At 62.3% G+C, this 16,102-nt stretch carries 16 protein-coding genes; 5 read left to right on the top strand and 11 right to left on the bottom strand.

Going from position 1 to position 16,102, the window contains the following annotated elements; translation table 11 throughout:
- The 3 genes from L9Z73_RS12430 to L9Z73_RS12420 all read left to right on the top strand — a co-directional run.
- The coding region (locus L9Z73_RS12430; protein WP_247401133.1) for a sensor histidine kinase at window positions 1-623 on the top strand (623 nt) is incomplete at its 5' end.
- The gene (locus L9Z73_RS12425) at window positions 620-1,960 is read left to right on the top strand and encodes a sigma-54-dependent transcriptional regulator (RefSeq protein ID WP_282598605.1); all 1,341 of its coding nucleotides are present in this window, start codon (window positions 620-622) and stop codon (window positions 1,958-1,960) included. The genes L9Z73_RS12430 and L9Z73_RS12425, both read left to right, overlap by 4 nt.
- Before the next feature lie 10 nt (window positions 1,961-1,970).
- Window positions 1,971-2,309: a GlpM family protein gene (locus L9Z73_RS12420; RefSeq protein ID WP_247401128.1), complete on the top strand. Its 339-nt coding sequence runs from the start codon at window positions 1,971-1,973 to the stop codon at window positions 2,307-2,309.
- A 131-nt stretch (window positions 2,310-2,440) separates the two neighbouring features.
- Here the strand turns inward: L9Z73_RS12420 and L9Z73_RS12415 are convergent, their stop codons facing one another.
- Genes L9Z73_RS12415 through L9Z73_RS12390 form a run of 6 tightly spaced genes read right to left on the bottom strand, consistent with a single transcriptional unit; the run spans window position 2,441 to window position 9,813 of the window.
- A complete protein-coding gene (locus L9Z73_RS12415) occupies window positions 2,441-3,838 on the bottom strand; it encodes a sigma-54-dependent transcriptional regulator (protein ID WP_247401125.1) in 1,398 nt (465 codons plus the stop codon).
- On the bottom strand, window positions 3,828-5,597 hold the full coding sequence (locus L9Z73_RS12410; RefSeq protein ID WP_247401106.1) for a sensor histidine kinase: 1,770 nt from the start codon (window positions 5,595-5,597) through the stop codon (window positions 3,828-3,830). Before L9Z73_RS12410 ends, L9Z73_RS12415 begins: the two co-directional genes overlap by 11 nt.
- Complete coding sequence (locus L9Z73_RS12405) at window positions 5,597-6,721, bottom strand: GNAT family N-acetyltransferase (RefSeq protein ID WP_247401102.1); 1,125 nt, start codon at window positions 6,719-6,721, stop codon at window positions 5,597-5,599. Before L9Z73_RS12405 ends, L9Z73_RS12410 begins: the two co-directional genes overlap by 1 nt.
- A 32-nt stretch (window positions 6,722-6,753) precedes the next feature.
- Window positions 6,754-7,716, bottom strand: coding sequence for an alpha/beta hydrolase (locus tag L9Z73_RS12400; protein ID WP_247401100.1), 963 nt, complete (start codon window positions 7,714-7,716; stop codon window positions 6,754-6,756).
- Window positions 7,713-9,107 (bottom strand): aspartate aminotransferase family protein, encoded by a 1,395-nt coding sequence (locus L9Z73_RS12395; RefSeq protein WP_247401096.1) that lies wholly within the window; start codon window positions 9,105-9,107, stop codon window positions 7,713-7,715. Before L9Z73_RS12395 ends, L9Z73_RS12400 begins: the two co-directional genes overlap by 4 nt.
- Window positions 9,100-9,813 (bottom strand): MtnX-like HAD-IB family phosphatase, encoded by a 714-nt coding sequence (locus L9Z73_RS12390; RefSeq protein ID WP_247401092.1) that lies wholly within the window; start codon window positions 9,811-9,813, stop codon window positions 9,100-9,102. Before L9Z73_RS12390 ends, L9Z73_RS12395 begins: the two co-directional genes overlap by 8 nt.
- A 242-nt stretch (window positions 9,814-10,055) precedes the next feature.
- Between L9Z73_RS12390 and L9Z73_RS12385 the strand changes: the two genes are divergently transcribed.
- Window positions 10,056-10,826: a MipA/OmpV family protein gene (locus L9Z73_RS12385; protein WP_247401062.1), complete on the top strand. Its 771-nt coding sequence runs from the start codon at window positions 10,056-10,058 to the stop codon at window positions 10,824-10,826.
- A gap of 231 nt (window positions 10,827-11,057) precedes the next feature.
- Here the strand turns inward: L9Z73_RS12385 and L9Z73_RS12380 are convergent, their stop codons facing one another.
- The 5 genes from L9Z73_RS12380 to L9Z73_RS12360 form a co-directional block, all read right to left on the bottom strand.
- Window positions 11,058-11,462 carry an EamA family transporter gene (locus tag L9Z73_RS12380; protein ID WP_247401057.1) on the bottom strand — a complete coding sequence of 135 codons (405 nt, stop codon included), beginning with the start codon at window positions 11,460-11,462 and terminating at the stop codon, window positions 11,058-11,060.
- A complete protein-coding gene (locus L9Z73_RS12375) occupies window positions 11,459-11,839 on the bottom strand; it encodes a transporter (RefSeq protein WP_247401054.1) in 381 nt (126 codons plus the stop codon). Before L9Z73_RS12375 ends, L9Z73_RS12380 begins: the two co-directional genes overlap by 4 nt.
- Complete coding sequence (locus tag L9Z73_RS12370) at window positions 11,836-12,756, bottom strand: arginase family protein (RefSeq protein WP_247401051.1); 921 nt, start codon at window positions 12,754-12,756, stop codon at window positions 11,836-11,838. Before L9Z73_RS12370 ends, L9Z73_RS12375 begins: the two co-directional genes overlap by 4 nt.
- Before the next feature lie 208 nt (window positions 12,757-12,964).
- Window positions 12,965-13,618: a DsbA family oxidoreductase gene (locus L9Z73_RS12365; RefSeq protein WP_247401049.1), complete on the bottom strand. Its 654-nt coding sequence runs from the start codon at window positions 13,616-13,618 to the stop codon at window positions 12,965-12,967.
- Window positions 13,619-13,673: 55 nt separating this feature from the next.
- Window positions 13,674-14,693, bottom strand: a complete 1,020-nt coding sequence (locus L9Z73_RS12360; RefSeq protein WP_247401135.1) for an alpha/beta fold hydrolase — start codon at window positions 14,691-14,693, stop codon at window positions 13,674-13,676.
- Window positions 14,694-14,900: 207 nt separating this feature from the next.
- On the opposite strand from L9Z73_RS12360, the gene L9Z73_RS12355 reads away from it, so the two are divergent.
- Window positions 14,901-16,102 (top strand): dermonecrotic toxin domain-containing protein (locus L9Z73_RS12355; protein WP_345894162.1); only part of this gene is annotated, 1,202 nt, incomplete at its 3' end.

Raw genomic sequence — 16,102 nt, 5'->3', positions numbered from 1 at the left:
CGCTTCGCACCTTGTCCGGCAATACCGTGCGCTTCCTGGAACGCGGTGCGCTGGATACCGCCAGCGCCAACCTCAAGACCATCAACGAATTGATCGACCGCATGGGCCGCATCACCGCCAGCCTGCGCTCCTTCGCGCGACGCGGCGACGACCAGGGCGAAGCCAGCCTGGGCAAGGCCGTGGATGCAGCGTTCCAAGTGCTCGGTGCGCGCCTCGACAGCCTGCCGCTGACGTTGCACCGCGACTTTGCCCCGGCCCAACTGCAGATCGACCAGACGCGCCTGGAGCAGATCCTGGTCAACCTGATCGGCAACGCCCTCGATGCCATGCAAGCACAACCGGCGCCCGAGCTGTGGCTGGAAGGCCATGAAGCCGATGGCAAGTACCGCCTGCAGGTGCGCGACAATGGCCATGGCATCGACCCCGAGGCGCGCAAGCATCTATTCGAACCGTTCTTCACCACCAAACCCGGCGAACAAGGCCTGGGCCTTGGCCTCACGTTGTCCGCCAGCCTGGCCGCAGCCACCGGCGGCAACCTCGCCGTGGAGCACCCCGTCGGCGGTGGTACTGCCTTTGTCCTGAGCCTGCCACTGGTGGGCGCTCAAAAAGCTGAGTCGTCATGAACGTAGAAAAAAACACTGACCTCACCGTCCTGATCGTCGAAGACGACCCCCATGTGCTGCTCGGCTGCCAGCAGGCCCTGGCACTGGAAGACATCCCCAGCGTCGGCGTGGGCAGCGCCGAAGAGGCACTCAACCGCATCGGCGAGAACTTTGCCGGTATCGTCATCAGCGATATCCGCCTGCCGGGTATCGACGGCCTGGAACTGCTCACCCGCCTCAAGACCCTGGATAAAAGCCTGCCGGTGGTATTGATTACCGGGCACGGCGATATTTCCATGGCGGTCGGCGCCATGCGCAACGGCGCCTATGACTTCATGGAGAAACCCTTCTCCCCCGAACGCCTGGTCGAAGTGGCGCGCCGCGCCCTGGAACAACGCGGGCTGGCGCGGGAAGTCTGGTCGCTGCGCCGCCAGTTGGCCGAGCGCGACTCCCTGGAAGGGCGCATCATCGGCCGCTCGCCAGCGATGCAGAACTTGCGCGATTTGATCACCAACGTCGCCGATACTTCGGCCAACGTGCTAATCGAAGGCGAGACCGGCACCGGCAAGGAACTGGTCGCGCGTTGCCTGCATGATTTCAGCCGACGCCACGACCACCCGTTCGTCGCACTGAACTGCGGCGGCTTGCCGGAGAACCTGTTCGAAAGCGAGATTTTCGGCCACGAAGCCAACGCCTTTACCGGCGCCGGCAAACGGCGGATCGGCAAGATCGAGCACGCCCACGAAGGCACGCTGTTTCTCGATGAAGTGGAAAGCATGCCGATCAACCTGCAGATCAAGCTGCTGCGCGTGTTGCAGGAGCGCACCCTGGAACGCCTGGGCTCGAACCAGAGCGTGGCGGTGGATTGCCGGGTGATCGCCGCCACCAAGTCCGACCTCGACGAATTAAGCCGTGCCAGCCAGTTCCGCAGCGACCTGTACTACCGCCTCAACGTCGTGACCCTGGAACTGCCGCCCCTGCGCGAGCGCCGCGAAGACATCCTGCAACTGTTCGAACACTTCCTGCAGCAGTCATCCCTGCGCTTCGACCGCAGCGTGCCGGACCTCGACAACCAGACCTTGTCCAACCTGATGAGCCACGACTGGCCGGGCAACGTGCGTGAACTGCGCAACGTCGCCGAACGCTTCGCCCTAGGCCTGCCGGCCTTCAAGAAAAGCGGCGCCAGCAGCGGTAGCCAGGGCGTGGCCTTCACCGAGGCGGTGGAAGCCTTCGAACGCAACCTGCTCAACGACGCCCTGCAACGCAGCGGCGGCAACCTGACACAGGCCAGCCAGGAACTGGGAATGGCCAAGACCACCCTGTTCGACAAGGTCAAGAAATACGGTTTAAGCCACTAGGGAGCTGCGCGTGGATCTGGTATTGAAGGCCGCCCTGGGCGCGGCGGTGGTGTTGATATTGGCCGCGTTGGCCAAGACCCGGAATTACTACATCGCCGGGCTGGTGCCGTTGTTTCCGACCTTTGCACTGATCGCCCATTACATCGTCGGCAAGGGCCGCTCGGTGGACGATTTGAAGACCACCATCCTGTTCGGGATGTGGTCGATCATTCCGTACTTTGTGTACCTGGCGACGCTCTACGTGCTGGTCGACCGCATGCGCCTTGAGGCCTCTCTAGCCGTAGCAGCGGTCGCGTGGTTGATGGCAGCGACTGTTCTGGTCAGCGTCTGGGTACGCCTCCACAGTTGACACACCACAATCCAAATGTGGGAGGGGGCTTGCCCCCGATGGCGGTGGATCAGATACAAATAGGCTGTCAGACCCACTGCTATCGGGGGCAAGCCCCCTCCCACATTTAGAACAGTGCTGTGCCAGGCAACTCAGCGGACTATTTTGTCGATCTGAATCCCCAGCTTTTTCAGGCGATACCAGAAGCTGCGCTCGGAAATCCCGATCTTCGCCGCTGCGGCCGCCTGTACGCCATTGCTCTCCAGCAACGCCGCCTGGATGTAGGCTTTCTCCACCTCTGCCAGCGCCGCATCCAGGTCCTGGGGAATGCCCGGCCCGTTGCTGAGGATCGCCGTCACACTGCCCTCGCAGGGCTTCGACGCGAACAGATAACCCGGCAGGTCGATATCTTCGATCACAGGCGACGACGCCACGATGGTCGCGCGCTCCACGCAATTCTGCAGCTCGCGGATATTACCCGGCCAGTGATACGCCACCATGGCCTGCAAGGCCTCGGGGCTGAAACCGGTGATGCGTTTGCCGGCGGTGGCGCTGAGGGTCTGGGCGAAGTGCCGGGCCAGGGGCGCGATGTCTTCCACGCGCTCGCGCAAGGGCGGCAGCGGAATCGGGAACACGTTGAGGCGGTAATACAAGTCCTCGCGAAATTCCTTGTTGGCCACCGCGTCCAGCAGGTTCTTGTTGGTGGCGGCGATCACCCGCACGTCCACCTTGCGCTCGCGGGGGTCGCCCACCGGTTCGATCACCCGCTCCTGCAAGGCGCGCAGAATCTTGGCCTGCAGCGCCAGCGGCATGTCACCCACTTCGTCGAGAAACAGCGTGCCCTTGTCGGCCTGCATAAAGCGCCCGACCCGGTCGGCCACGGCGCCGGTGAAGGCGCCCTTGCGATGGCCGAACATTTCGCTTTCGAGCAGCCCTTCGGGGATCGCCGCGCAATTGACTGCCACGAATGGCTTGTCGGCCCGGCTGCCGTGCTTGTGGATGGCGCGGGCGACCATTTCCTTGCCGGTGCCGCTTTCGCCGGTCAGCAGGATCGTTGCACTGCTGTCGCGCACCGAATCCACCGCCTGCAACACCTTGCGAAACGCCGGGCTGTCGCCCACCAGGCTGTCGAACTGCGCCTGCTCATCCAGCTCGGCGCGCATGCGTGCGTTGTCGCGCAGGATGTCGCGAAACTGCAGGGCCTTGGCCACGGTGATGTCCAGCTCGTCGATATCGAACGGCTTGGCGATGTAGTCATAGGCGCCGTTACGCATCGACTGCACCGCGTTTTTCACCGTGCTGTAGGCGGTCATCACGATCACCGGCACCTGGGGACAGCGCACCTTGATCTCGGCCAGCAGCGCCGGCCCGTCCATGCCCGGCATGCGCCAGTCACTGATCACCAGGTCGATGTCTTCCTGCTCCAGCACTTTGAGCGCATGCAGGCCGTTCCCCGCAGTGAATACCTGGATGCCGTTCTGGCTGAGGGCCGACGACAGCAGGTCACAGAGCTTGGGCTCGTCGTCGACCACCAATATGTTATGCGTCATGACTATCCTCATCGTCTTCGCCAATCGCCGGAATGTACAGGCTGAACGTGGCGCCGGCATCATTCTCGCTGGCACATTCGATGCTGCCGTCGTGACTTTCCATGATCGAATAGACTTTGGCCAGGCCCAGGCCGGTGCCGGAGGCCTTGGTGGTGACGAACGGCGTGAAGATGCGCTCGATCATATCCGCCGCAATACCCTGGCCGGTGTCGGCGATGCTGATGACCGTATTGCCGCCCTCCGAACGAATGCCCAGGGTCAGGCGGCCGCCTTCAGGCATGGCATCGATGGCGTTGAGAATCAGGTTAAGGCAGGCCTGCTTGAGTTGCTTGGCATCGGCGTAGATGGTCGCGCCGGGCGCCTGGTCGTCGATGTGCGCATCGATGTTGTGGCTGGCCAGCTCGGGGCCGCAGAAACCCAGAATTTCGTCCACCAGCGCGCGAGCCGGCAGCAACACGCGCAACGGCGGGTTGGGTTTGGCGAAGTCGAGAAACTCGGTGATCAGGTCGTTGATCCGGCTGACTTCGCTGATCACGTATTCCAGGTGGCGCTTGTCGGCTTCCGGTAAGTCGGCGCGACGGTGCAGCAGTTGGGTGGCGGTCTTGATGATGCCCAGCGGGTTACGGATTTCGTGGGCCAGGCCCATGGCGACTTCACCCAGGGCGTGCAGGCGGTCGCGCCGGCGCAGTTGGGCTTCGAGGTGATGCAACTCGCCCAGCCGCTCGGTCATATGGTTGAAGGTGCTGCTCAATTGCGCCAACTCATCGCCGCCGCTGACCACCACACGGTGCGCATAATTGCCCGAGATCACCGCGCTCACGCCCTGGGACAGATCGCGCAACGGCTGGGTCAAGCGCCGCGACACCAGCAGCCCCGCCGCCAGGGACAGTGCCGAGCTGAGCAGGAAAATCAGCACGAACAGGTTGCTCTGGTTCACCAGCCCCACCAGGCTGGTATGGCGCAGCAGGCCGCTGAAGATCACGCCTTGCAGCTCGCCGCTATCATTGAAGATCGGCCAGTACAAACCGCTGTAGTTGTCGGTGAACTGTTCGCTGGGCTGCTTGGTGCTGCGCATCGCGGTTTCGACGTTTTTCGGGATGTGCGAGGGGTGATCCTTGAAGCGCTGGGTCGCGAAAATTTCCGCGAAACCACCGGGGTTGGCCAGGTACAGGCGCAGGTCGAGGGAATGCACATCGGCCACGCTGGTGAGGAAGCTGCTGTCCAGGTAGGTGGCCACCAGTAGCACGTAGTCAACGCCATCCTGGCTGGTCTCAAAGGTCGAGACCACGATACCGGTGCTCACCCCCGCCAGTTGGACGGTCTGCAACACGGCGTTGCTGGTCAGGCTGATCTGCTTGACGATGTCATCGGGCGCGGTGCTGAACACCACTTTGTGGTCACGGCTGCGAATCAGGGCCACCACATCGATATCCGTGGCTTGGGCGATATCGGCGGTGAGCCTGTCGTGTCTGGCCGCCTGCCGACTGGAGGCCGGGCCGGTGTAGCGCAGGAACAATTGCGCGACACGCGCGTTGTCATGCCGGATGTCACCGATCTCGTCCTTGACGATCTTGGTCGACTCCTGCAGCCAGATACGCACGTTGCTGTCGAAAATCTGCGACAACGTGGTGGCGGCCAGCTCGGCCGCGATCATGGTCGGAATCACACTGACCAGCCAGAACGCCAGCACCAGCTTGCGCTGGACGCTCCAGCGCGAAATGGCAAAGGGGCGGGCTTTTTGGCGGGTCTTGGTGATCATCAGGTTTCGCTTATCACAGCAGCCATGGCAGGGTCGGAACGATCCGGTCGAAGAAACATTTTCGCGAGTCTGAGCAGGCCGTTGAGCAGCCGGTTACGGTGGCGGAAGAACAGGCTGTTGCCCTCAAACTCGCACCCCAGCCGCAGCTTACTGGCATACCCGGCCTGTCCGCACTCATACAGCGCAATATTGTGTTGGATACAGTAGTCGACATTGGTCAACCAACTGCGGAAGTAGAGGTTGTAGTCACGGGTAAACTCCACGTCGTGCCCGAAGAACTTGTCGACCAGCCGATGCTCGTCCACCAGCATCAGGTTGAACGCCACCAAGTGCTCGTCCACCCAGTAAAGAGCACAGACCGCGCGCTGTTCAAGGCGTTCAAGTACGCCGGTGAAGTAGCTGGCGGGCAGGCGTTCGAACTGCAGTTCGGCACGGGTCAACGTGGATTCATACAGGCGCATGACCTCGGGCAGCACATCGTCGATGTTGCGCCGCCACTCCACCCGTGGGCCCGGCGCACGCAGTTTACGACGCAAGTCCTTGCGTGTGGATTTGCCCAGCGAGCCCAGGTAGGCGTCCACCGAGCCGTAAGGCAGCGGCAATACGCCCGTGGGCAAACTCGGCATGCTTTGAAAGCCTGCCGCGCGGCAACTGTCGGCCCAGTGCCGGTCCTGCGTCGGCGCATCCTTGACCGCCACCAGGCCGATGCCGAACTCATCGGCGTCCTGGCGCGCCGCCAGCAGCAGGTGTTTGAGCAACCGCGGGCGGTGCCCCTCAGGCACGCTACTGGCAAACCCGGCGTCGCAACGCTCGGCCACCGGTGAACCGATGGCATACAACCCCACCTGCAAAACACCCGGCCACAGCCGCTCCAGGCGTGCGGTCAAGCGCTTGCCGGCGCCCGACACCGTGGTGTCGAGGCGGTAATGGGTGATGAACGCGGCGGCCACAGCCACCAGCGCTCCGTCTTCAAATACCGCCAGGTAGCGCCATTGAAAATCGTCGATGGCGGCGTTTTCCACGGCGACGTAGTAGTCCCAGTCCTCCAACGCTCCGGGAAAACAGTCGTTCCAGGCACTGCGCCGAATGTCCCGGATGGTCGGGAAGGCTTGGGTGGTAATCACATGTTTCCCTTATTTCTATCGCAAGCCGCCGATCAAATGTGTGAGCTTTCGAGCCCCTGCGAGGCGGTGATGGCATCACCTCGGTGTAACGGATAAACCGCGACACCTGCATCGCCGCCTCGCTTAAGCGCTACAGCTCCCCCATCAGATTGTTTGGATCTGAAAAGACCGGCGTGCAGCTCGACAAACTCGGCACTCAACTCGATCACCCGGCGGTATTGCAGGTCGACAGTGATCATGTGGTAGCAGTTGTCCAGCAGGACCTTGGTCACCGGCCCGCCGAGGTGACGTTCCACGTAATCGGCGTTCCAGCGACTGGTGATGTCGTCCTCGATCGAATGCAGTACCAGCGCCGGCACCTTCACCTGCGGCATGCGTTTCTTGACCACGGCGTTCATCCGGTGCAACTCGCGCACGGTGATGCCTTCCATGGTCAACAGACCGGCCTCGCTGCTCTGCCCTTCCTTCATCTGCCGCTCGACGATCGCCCGCAGGCGTTCGTTCTTGATGCCGTAAGGCGGCTTCTCTTCGAAGCGACAGATATGCACGCCGAACGGGATTTTCATCAACAACGGCGTGAGGAACGCCAGCTTGTTGATGCTCCAGCCGTCGTACTTCAAGGTGGTCGAATACATCAGCAGCCCGGCAACCTGGCCCGGATGTTCCGAGGCCAGGTACATCGACATCACCGCGCCCATCGACAAACCGCCGACAAACACCTGTTCATGACGCAGGCGGACCTGGGCGAAGGTTTGACGCACCCCTTCGTACCAGTCCAGCCAGCCGGTGGCCTGCAGGTCGCTGTTGTCGCCGCAGTGCCCGGCCAGGGTGGGCACGTACACCGTGCAATTACCCACCTTGGCCAGGCCCTTGGCGACCTGGCGCAGTTCCGTCGGCGTGCCTGTCAGTCCATGGATCAACAGGATGCCGACCGGCCCTTCACCGAGAACGAAGCCGGCATCACCCTCACCGAGGTCGATCCCGACGTTGCTCACCGTTTAGTCGCTCGCACCAGCAGTTGCTCGAGCAGCTTCAGGCCCAGCTCGATTTCCGGGTAGCTGATTTCCAGGGACGGCGCCAGGGTGATCACGTTCTTGTAGTAGCCGCCCACGTCGAGGATCAGGCCGAGCTTGCGGCCGTCCACGACCATGTCGCCCTTCATGCCTTCTTCGACCATGTAGTCCAGGGTCGCCTTGTCTGGCGTGAAACCATCCGGGCCGCAGATTTCGCAGCGCAGGGCCAGACCCAGGCCATCGACGTCGCCGATGATCGGGAAGCGTTTTTGCAGGTCCTGCAGGCCTTCCAGGAAGAACTTGCCCTTGGCCATGACCATTGCGCCGTAGTCGACTTCGCTGGTCATTTTGAACATTTCCAAGCCTACCGCCGTACCCAACGGGTTGGAGGCGAAGGTGGAGTGGGTCGAGCCTGGTGGGAAGATCTTCGGGTTGATCAGTTCTTCACGGGCCCAGATGCCGCCCAGCGGGTTGAGGCCGTTGGTCAGCGCCTTGCCGAACACGATCACGTCGGGTTGTACGTCGAAGTGCTCGATCGACCACAACTTGCCGGTGCGATAGAAGCCCATCTGGATTTCGTCGGACACCATCAGGATGCCGTGCTGATCCAGCACCTGCTTGAGCTCGCGGTAGAAGTTCAGCGGTGGGATCACGTAACCGCCGGTACCCTGGATCGGCTCGACGTAGAACGCGGCGTATTCACTCTGGCCGACTTTCGGGTCCCACACGCCGTTGTATTCAGTCTCGAACAGGCGCGCGAATTGCTGCACGCAGTGGCTGCCGTATTCTTCCTTGGTCATGCCTTTAGGGCCGCGGAAGTGGTACGGGAACGGGATGAACTGCGCACGCTCGCCGAAGTGGCCGTAGCGGCGACGGTAGCGGTAGCTGGAGGTGATCGACGAGGCGCCGAGGGTGCGCCCGTGGTAGCCGCCTTCGAAGGCGAACATCAGGCTCTTGCCGTTGGTAGCGTTACGCACCACTTTCAGGGAGTCTTCGATGGACTGCGAACCGCCGACGTTGAAGTGAACGCGACCGTCGAGGCCGAATTTCTTCTTGGCGTCGACCGCGATCATTTCCGACAGCTCAATCTTGCCTTTGTGCAGGTACTGGCTGGCGATTTGCGGCAGGGTGTCGATCTGCTGTTTCAGCGCATTGTTCAAGCGCGGGTTGGCATAGCCGAAGTTGACCGCCGAGTACCACATTTGCAGGTCGAGGTAGGCCTGGTCTTCGGTGTCCCACACGTAGGAACCTTCGCAGCGGCTGAAAATACGCGGCGGTTCGATGTAGTGAACGGTGTCGCCGTAAGAGCAGTATTTGGCTTCTTTATCCAGAAGAATCTGGTCTTCGGCGCTCGCGATTCGGATATCAGACATGGTGGAAGAGTTCCTGATTTTCAATAGAGAGGTCAGTAGCAGCAAAGGTGGTGGCGTTGGCAGCGATGCCCTGTGGCAGCTTGGCCAGCAATGCGCTCACTTCGGCGAAGGTGTCGAAGCGCGCATACGCAATGTTGTTGGTCTCGCAGTACTGGGCAAGGCTGCCCTTGGCGAAAACGAAGTCGGCGGTGGAGGCCACGCACATGTCGGACTTACCGTCGCCGATCACCAGCACGCGCTTGTTGCGCGGGGTGGATTTGCATTTGCAGTTGCCGGAAGCGGCGCGGCAGGCATCGCTGGCATACGGGAAATCAATGCGCCAGCTGTTCTGGTCGACCTGGCGCAGGCGGTTGGCGAGGATCGGCAGCAGGCTCACGTAATTGCGCGACAGAATCCGCGCGATGCCTTGCTCGATACCGTCGCTGACCACTTCGATGGACGCCCCCAGGCCGATGACGTGATCGACGAAATCGGGGAAGTCCGGGTCGATTTCGACGCTGTCGAAATATGCCAGCAGTTCTGCGGGTGTGGCCTTGATCAGCGCCAGTTGGCGGCTCAGGCATTCGCGTGAACCGATATGCCCGTCCAGCCATTCCTGCTCGATGGTTTCCCACTCGGGGCCAGCGAAGCGTTGGAGGACGTTGTCGATGACATCGGTAGGGGTAATGGTCCCGTCGAAGTCACACACGATATGCCAGTGGATCATCTGCCTTTCCTTTAGGTGAAGGGCCTTGGAGGAGCGCGCTGTGTGCGCTTGCAAAAGGTGCTAGAGCAGGGACTGTGCCAACTGGCCAACGCCCAATGGGGCTGGGGCTTCGCGCGGATGTCAGGCGGTTTTGTGTCGTGGGAGCTACATTTTTTGTAGCTTGCTACAAACAAGATGAGTGCTTGCGCCAACGCCGCGCTTTGCGCGTTCATGCGCGCATAGTCAATCAAGGAACTGTGACCATGTTCAGGATCACCTGCGCTGTATTCGCCGGATTACTGGGGCTGGGGAGCGTTTCACAAGCCGCGCAGGCCGACGGCATCACCGGCGAAGCAGGTGCGGGTGTCAGCTACCAGCCCAAGGAACCCACCGGCACCCGCTATGAAACCGCGGCCATTCCGTACCTCGACCTGGACTGGGGCAACGTCAGCCTCGGCACCGATGACGGCCTGACCTGGAGCGCGCTGAAAACCAACGGTTTCAGCGCCGGCCCGTACATCAACTACCTCTCGGGCCGCACGGCCAACGGCGCGCTGTCGGGGTTGCGCGAAGTGTCGAGCATGGCCGAGGTCGGCGGGTTCGTGCAGTACGCGCCGGCCGACTTCTGGCGGGTCTATGCCCAACTGGGCCGCGCCGTGGGTGGCGCTCAGGGCCAAGGCGGCGTGCTTGGCAAGGTCGGCGGCGAGTTGGGCTATCCGCTGGGTGGCGGGATCATTGGCAGCAGCGGCCTGATGGCGCATTTTGCCGACGCACGCCAGACCAACACGTTTTTCGGCGTGAGCGATAGCGAAGCCGCCGCCTCGGGCTTCCGGCCCTACAACGCCAGCGGCGGTTTCCAGAACCTGACGTTAACGCAGAGCTTCGAATTTCCCCTGGCGGCGAACTGGTCGCTGTTGACCAGTGCCAGTTGGGTACACCTGGTGGGTTCGGCAGCGGACAGCAGCATCGTCAAGCAGACCGGCGAAGTGAACCAGGGCCAGGTGCAGACGGCGATCAGCTACAAGTTCGATTGATTGCACATCGCTCAAAAATCTGGGAGCGTGCCTAGCGCCAGTCAGTTAAGGAAGAACACTGTCACTGTGGCGAGGGAGCTTGCTCCCGCTGGGACGCGAAGCGGCCCCAACAGAAGGGACTGCTACGCAGTCCAGCGGGAGCAAGCTCCCTCGCCACGGGTTACCGGTTGCCCGCTCTATCGCTTAACTGACCGGCATTAGGGAGCGGGCCAGTATTTCATCGCGATACTTTCAGCTTTCTTCGCCTTCGGCCAACAACCCGATCCCGACGATAATCACCCCAACGCCCACCCAGTGCAGCAGGCTGATGTGTTCCCCCAGCCCCAGCCACGAACCGAGCAACACCACCACAAACACCAGCGAACTAAGCGGAAACGCCAGGGACAGGCTGCTGCGCCGCAGGATCAGCATCCACACGAAGAACGCGCCGATGTAACTGGCAATCGCCGCCAGAATCCCAGGGTTGCGCGCCACTTCGGACAACCACAGCCAGTTGAAATTCATCTGCCCCAGTTGGTCACCGGCGACTTTGGTAAACAGCTGCCCGGCGCTCTCGGTGCAGATCAGCAAGGCCCACAACACCACGGTGCCAAGACGTTCGTGCAACCAGCCCCGGTCGATATTTTGCGTACTCATGCCTGACCCCCTCCAATCGCTACTAACATCACGCCGAAGGTAATCACCAGCGTGGCCATCCAACGCCTGCGGCTGACGGTTTCCCCCAGCACGACCTTACCCGCCAGCACCACCCCGCAATAAGCCAGCGCCGCCGACGGAAACAACAGGCTCAGCGGCGCGCGGGACAAGGCTTCAAGCCAGACGAAAAACTCAATGGCATAGGCCCCGAGCCCCGCCCACAACAACGGTGCGTTGAACACCTGGCCCCAGAAGGCGTTCAGGCGAAAGCCGCCCTCCAACTCCGGCAAACGGTCCAGGCCCATCTTGAAAAACAGCTGGCCGACCACATCGAGCACGATGGAAAAGGCCACCAGCAACACCACGGTCAAAGTCACGGAAACAGCTCCTCAAACAGGTTGATCAGGGCTTCGTTGGTCGCCGCATTGCGCTGCAAGTCCTCGGCGCTCCAGCGCTCGGCCGGCGGCTGGTCGGACTTGGCCTCCCAACGCTTGAAGGCGTTACTGAACACGGGCTTGGCGAACTCGCCGCACACGTCGATACCAATGATCCGCTTGCGCGCCGCCAGGGCCCGCAGAGCCTGGAGCAGATGGCTCAGGCGCATGCCACCCTGGTCCCAGTTGGTGGCCGCGTCTTCGCTGGCCAGCACGTCTTTGTCGAGGGTGATCCAGATGGCTTCGGTGGGCAGGCTGGCAATCATTTGCTCAAGGAATGCGGCCCAGTCCAGCTCCGCCAGATTGCGCCAGTGCAGGTAGTTTTCCTGCTGCTGGTGGCCGGCGCCATCGCCGACCCGACCCCAGACTTTCGAAGGCGGGTGCTGCCATGGGAACAGCTGCAATTGCCCGCGCTTGAGGGCGCCGAGGTTGCCGCCGCGCAGCTGTGGGTTATGCAGGTCATCGCTGCACGGGCCAAGGGTGACGATGCGCTTGACCGCCGGCATCTTCAGCGCGCGGTTGACCCACGAACCGCAGTGGCGCTTGGGCGCAAAGCGGACCCAGTCGGGGTGGTTGTCGAAGTGGATCAGGCTGATGGGTTCTTTCAGGTCGGCGAGAAATGCCGGCGTCAGGTGGTGATAATCGCCGGAGCCGACAAACAGGATTTCCGGCCGCGCATCCGTGGGCCGGGGCCGTGCCGCCAGGCGTTCGGTGAAGCGCTTCCAGGTTTTTTCGGTGGACCACAGGCGCAGTTTCGGGCCCAGGTCCAACAAGTCCAGACGGGTGGCATGACCACTGGCCAAACGCCGGGCAATCGGCGCCTGACCCGTAAGGCTGTGGTCGAGGTCAAGAATATTCAAGGTAGTGTTTCACCCCTAATGGCAGCACCCAGCCGGATCGCGGATGGGCTTTAGGGGGTCAATGCAAGGGACGGGCCAGGGACTCTCTTGAGGACAATGAGCCCCCCATGTGGGAGGGGGTTTGCTCCCGATAGCAGTGTGTCAGCCAAAACATGCATGACTGATCCACCGCTATCGGGGGCAAGCCCCCTCCCACACGGGAACAGCGTCAGGATTGGGATTCGCGGATGATCTGGCGAATCGCCCCGACAAACGCTTCGACCGGCTGGCCACCGCTGACGGCGTACTGGCCGTTGAACACGATGGTCGGCACCGAACTCACGCCACGGGACACCCACAGCTGTTCCTGCTCGCGCACATCGGCGGCGTATTCATCGGCGGCGAGAATCGCGGCGGCGCGCTGCGGGTCCAGGCCGACGCTCTCGGCGATGCGCACCAGGGTCGCGTGATCGGACGGGTCCTGGCCATCGCTGAAGTAGGCCTTGAACAGCGCTTCCTTGAGGTTGTACTGCAAGCCTTCCAACCCGGCCCAATGCAGCAGGCGATGGGCATCGAAGGTGTTGTAGATACGGCTCTGGCCGTCGGTGCGGAACGCAAAGCCCAACTCGGCGCCCATGTCGCGGATACGCGCACGGTTGGCCTGGGACTCTTCGGCCGTGGAGCCGTATTTCTCGGTGATGTGCTCGACGATGTTCTGGCCTTCGGCGGGCATGTTCGGGTTCAGTTCGAACGGCTGGAAATGGATCTCGGCCTGCACCTCGCTGCCGAGCTGGTCGAGGGCTTCGGTCAGGCCGCGCAGGCCGATGACGCACCAGGGGCAGGACACGTCGCTGACGAAATCGATTTTCAGGGCAGTACTCATGGTAGGCAACCTCGCTGGCATTAATGCGCCGCAAAGGTTGCACGATACACCAATGTCACAACACCTTCGCCGAGACCTGGGGCTCAATCTGCGCCCAATGGGCGGCGTCTTCGCGATGGGCTTGCAAGTACGGCAACACCGCCGCCAGCAATGGCGCCTTGAACGCTTCCTGGAAACGATGGGCCAGGCCGGGAATCAGCTTCAACTGGCTGCCCTGGATATGCGCGGCCAGGTGTACGCCATGCATCACCGGCAACAACGGGTCAGCCGTGCCATGCACCACCAGGGTCGGCACACGCAATTGGTTGAGCAACGGCACACGGCTCGGTTCGGCGAGGATCGCCATGATCTGGCGCTTCACGCCGTCGGGGTTGAATGCGCGGTCGTAGGACAGCGCCGCCTGGTGTAGCAACACCTGACGATCATCCTTGACGTTCGGGCTGCCCAGCGCGGCCAGCAAATCGGCCTGTTGCTCCAGGGCCACTTCACGATTGGGGGCGCTGCGCCGCGACAATAATTGCACCAGCGCCGCATTCGGCGCCGGCAGGCCTTCGGCGCCGGAGCTGGTCATGATCAGCGTCAGGCTTTCCACCCGCTGCGGCGCCATCGCGGCCAGGTGCTGGGCAATCATGCCGCCCATGCTCGCCCCGAGGACGTGGAATTGCTGGACCTGCAACGCATCCATCAAGCCCAGGGCGTCATCGGCCATGTCGGTCAGCGTGTACGGCGCCGCCACCGGCAGGCCGAGTTTGTAGCGCAGCACTTCAAAGGTCAGGTTGGCGCTGGCCGGGGCCTGGCGCCAGGTGGACAGACCAACGTCGCGGTTGTCGTAGCGGATCACCCGGAAACCTTGCTGGCACAGCGCAACAACCACCTCATCCGGCCAGTGGATCAGTTGCCCGCCCAGGCCCATCACCAGCAGCAAGGCGGGATCGGACGCACGGCCGATACTCTGGTAAGCGATGCTCACCTGAGCCAGGTCGACCGTTTGGGTCGGGACATTGACATCACATCGAGAAGCCGCAAAAGACGGCAGGCCGAACAGTAGAGCGGCCAATAACAGCAACACGCGCATGAAAAACACCGAAACGCAGAACCCCAGTAGAGCGCGAGTCTGATGAAGTTTGTTCAAGCGCGCTGCCACAGTTGCGTGACAGTTTGATGAATGCCGCTCAACGGTCGGCCACTAACTATCTATCCCTGCGCGCCTGGTTCCTCACCTTTAAATAGGGCTCCGACCGGTAAAGCACCGCTCTGCCCCTATTTTTTCGAGTGCCGTCCCATGACCGCTACACCCAACCCGCTCTCCCCCCTTGCTGTGCGCGATTTCCTGCCGCTTTCCCACGCGCAGGTTCGTCCCGTGAATGAAAGTCTGTTGCTGGAAGCCACGGCCCGCTGGAACGCCAGCCGTGAACACCTGTTCCGGCTCACCACCGATGCCCCCAGTGTTCACGCCTCACTCAAAGCGTTCATCCACGAGCAACTGGGCCTGGACGGCGACAGCGTGCAGTTGCATTTTGCGGCTACCGCCGACCAGCCGGCGCGTTACGTCACGCTCACCCAGGCCTGCGCCTTTGTTCATCAAATCACCGTCCCCGCCTCGCTCTACCAGCACTGCCGGGTGGTCGGCCTGCCGGAGGGGAAAACCCAATACGCGGCGCAACCGCTCGAGTTGGTTAAACCCTTTACCCAGCTCAATGTGCAGCAGGCCCTGCGAACGGCCTGGGTCCGCTACTGGTGGTTCACGCGCGCACCCGGCACGCCGGTCTCGCGCCGCGATCACGCAGTCGCGCAGTACAGCAGCCATCTGCAGGCCGCCGCTCAGTTGGCCTGCGCGTCGGGGGCCATCACGGCTGATCAATTGAAGCCGTTGCTGACGGTCCTCGACCCTCCGAGCGGCGCGTTGCAGCTCGACGGTCAAAAGATCTATACCGAGCAACTGCTGCTCAAACGCACAGGGCTGGCCGATGCAGAGATACCCGGTGCGCTGGTCATCACCCTGGATGCAGAGATCGTCCTCCAGCTGTTATACCTGCCCGCTGAAGTACCCGCGCTGAGCCTGTTCAACAGTCGCGTCAGCATGGAGCAGTGGTTGCTCGATCACCCCACGCTGTTCCCCGGCGTGGCCGCAATCACACGCGACAACCTGATCGACTACCGCGAAGTCGACGAGCCCTTGCAAGCCGGCGTGACGCACCTGCTGGAACATCGCCTCAAAGAAAAGCAGGCCAGATTGAAATACACCCACGGCAGAGACCTCACCGAGCATGGACACAAAGCGCTGGAAGCGGCCGATCAGGTCGACCGGCAACAGCGCAACCAGGGGTTTTTCGCCTTGCCGCCGGCCTCCATACTCACTGCCGCCGAGGACGACGCGCCCTTCGACAACACGCCCACGGTCTTCGCCGGACTGACCGCCGACCTGCCATTGGCCCAGCGCCGCCACGCACTGTTGCGGCAACAGCAGTCGCTCTTCGGGGCCGT

This window comes from Pseudomonas emilianonis (genome assembly GCF_023072625.1).
Lineage (GTDB): Bacteria > Pseudomonadota > Gammaproteobacteria > Pseudomonadales > Pseudomonadaceae > Aquipseudomonas > Aquipseudomonas paraveronii.
The sequence above is the reverse complement of the archived record's forward strand: the minus strand, read 5'-3'. Positions and strand labels throughout refer to the sequence as shown.